The organism is Leucobacter sp. M11 (genome assembly GCF_035726885.1).
Taxonomy (GTDB): Bacteria; Actinomycetota; Actinomycetes; order Actinomycetales; family Microbacteriaceae; genus JAPFRB01.
The window spans coordinates 613,507-615,797 of the sequence record NZ_JAPFRB010000003.1; the positions used below are offsets into that span (position 1 = coordinate 613,507).

The 2,291-nt window shown below is 71.8% G+C and carries 3 protein-coding genes; all 3 read right to left on the reverse strand.

What is annotated here, in order from left to right:
• Positions 1-377, reverse strand: a 377-nt coding sequence (locus tag OOT08_RS11290; protein WP_325092731.1) for an ATP-binding cassette domain-containing protein, incomplete at its 3' end; no start/stop codon positions are given.
• Positions 374-1,234 (reverse strand): ABC transporter permease, encoded by an 861-nt coding sequence (locus tag OOT08_RS11295; protein WP_325092732.1) that lies wholly within the window; start codon positions 1,232-1,234, stop codon positions 374-376. The genes OOT08_RS11295 and OOT08_RS11290, both read right to left, overlap by 4 nt.
• Entirely contained in the window at positions 1,231-2,265 is a 1,035-nt protein-coding gene (locus OOT08_RS11300) for an ABC transporter permease (protein ID WP_325092733.1), read from the reverse strand. The genes OOT08_RS11295 and OOT08_RS11300 overlap by 4 nt, the downstream gene beginning before the upstream one ends.
• Positions 2,266-2,291 lie beyond the last annotated feature (26 nt).

Consider the following 2,291-nt stretch of genomic DNA (forward strand, 5'->3'; position numbering starts at 1 on the left):
TGCTCCCGGGCCAGGATGCCGAGCCCGATCTGGTCCCCGCAGCGGTGCGTGGGGCTCAGGCTGGTGAAGGGATCCTGGAGGAGCAGCACCGCGCGGGGGCCGCGGACGCGCCGCCAGGCGGCCTCCGGCGCGTCGAGTTCGATGGCGGCGCCGTCGATGCTGAGCGTTCCGGTTGCGGTGACCCCGGCGGGGAGCAGCCCGGTGATGGCGCGCGCGGTCATGGTCTTCCCGGAGCCGGACTCGCCGATGATCGCGAGGGTGCGCCCGGGGGGCACCGTGAGATCGAGGGGGTCCACGAGCGGCCCGGCGGGCCCGGTCACGCGGATGCCCCGCGCGTCCAGGCCCAGCGGTGCGGCGGTGCGTGCCTGCGCGGTCATCGGATTCCCTTTCGGCGGAGTCGCTCGGTGATCTGGTCGCCGATGACGTTGATGGCCATGGACACGAGGACGATGAGGAGCGCGGGGGCGAGGAGCATGGCGGGGTTGTCGGCCATGACGCTGCGCCCGTCGGAGATCTGCCGCCCCCAGTCGGCGCTGCCCGGGGCGACGCCGACGCCGAGGAAGGACAGCGAGGACAGCGTCACGAGCGCGATCGACGTGTTCAGCAGCAGGTTGGTGGCGATGAGGGGCCAGACGTTCGGCGCGACGTGCACGTACATGATCCGCCAGGGCGACAGCGACAGCATCTGCGCGGCCTCCACGTAGGGCCGCGGCGCCTGTTCGAGCACCCCGGAGCGCACGATGCGGATGTCGGAGGGGGCGAAGAGCACGATGAGCAGCAGCACGGTCACCCAGTACCCCGCCCCGAAGATCCCGGCGACCACGATCGCGAGGAGCATGACCGGCAGGGAGAGGAGCACGTCGGCGATCCGGCCGATCAGGGCGTCGAGCCAGCCCCGCTGGTACCCCGCGAGCGTGCCGAAGAGGACGCCGAGCGACATGGATCCCAGGGCGATGAGCGCCGGACCGACGACGGCTGAGCCGGTGCCTGCGACGGTGAGCAGGAGCACGTCTCGGCCCAGTTCATCGGTGCCGAGCAGGTGGCCCGGGCTGCCCGGGGGGAGGAGCGCATCGAGGATGCTCTGCGTGCTCGCGGCCTCGACGAGGAACGGGGAGACGATCGCCCCGAGGGCGATGAGGGCGAGGAAGACGACACTGATGCGGACGAGCCAGTCCGGCCGTGCCCGCTTCGGCAGGACGACGCTGGCGGTCTTCGGGGACACGGGCGCGGTCACGACTGCAGCTCCCGTGCGCGGACCCGGGGGTCGAGGAGCAGGTAGCTGAGGTCGACCAGGATCGCGATGATCGCGATCACGAGTGCCACGAGCAGGACGATCGCCTGCACCACCGGGAGGTCCTTGAAGAGCACGGCCTCCTGGAGCAGCAGCCCGATGCCCGGCAGGGCGAAGACGGTTTCCACGATGATGGTGCCTCCGATCAGGAAGGTCAGGATGAGCCCGGCCCCGGTGACGATGGGGATGCTTGCGTTGCGCAGGGCGAGGCGCTGCACCTGGCGCTCGGGGACGCCCCGGGAACGGGCGAAGGTGACGTAGTCCGCGCTGAGCTCGCGCACCATCGCCGCGCGGGTCATCCGCATGAGGATCGCGCCGAGGCCCATCGCGAGCACGGTCGCGGGGAGGACCAGGTGGAACACGCGGTCGAGGAAGCCGGTCCCCGCGCCGTAGGCGGGGAAGATGGGGATCAGCATCGCGAAGGCGTAGAGGAGCAGAATCGCGAGCGCGAAGCTCGGGGCGCTCAGCCCGAAGAGCGCCAGGGCGCTGCCCAGCCGGTCCCGGACGGTGCCCGCGCGGGCCGCGCTGCTGATGCCCATCGGAATGGCGGTGATCAGGGCGATGAGGAAGGCGAGCCCGGCGAGCGCCGCGGTGAGCCCGACGCGGGAGGCGATCACCTGGGTGACCGGCTGGCGCATCCGGATGGAGACGCCAAAGTCCCCGCGGAGCGCGTCTCCCAGCCAGGCGAAGTAGCGCACCAGGAAGGGGTCATCGAGCCGGTACTGGGCGCGCACCGCGGCGATCGCCTCCGGGCTGGCTGGCCGGTTCCCGAGCAGGTTCTTGACGAGGTCCCCCGGCGCGAGGTACATCAGCGTGAAGGTGAGCAGCGAGATCACGAAGAGGATGACGAGCACCCCGAGCACCCGCGCGAGGAGGAGGCGAAGCACGGGGGATCCGCGGCGGGGCCGCGGGGGAGCGTCCGGCGCCGGGGCGCCGGGGCTGACCGGATCCGCGGCCGCGAGTGGCTGGCTCATGGGGGTTCTTTCTGTCGAGGCTGAGG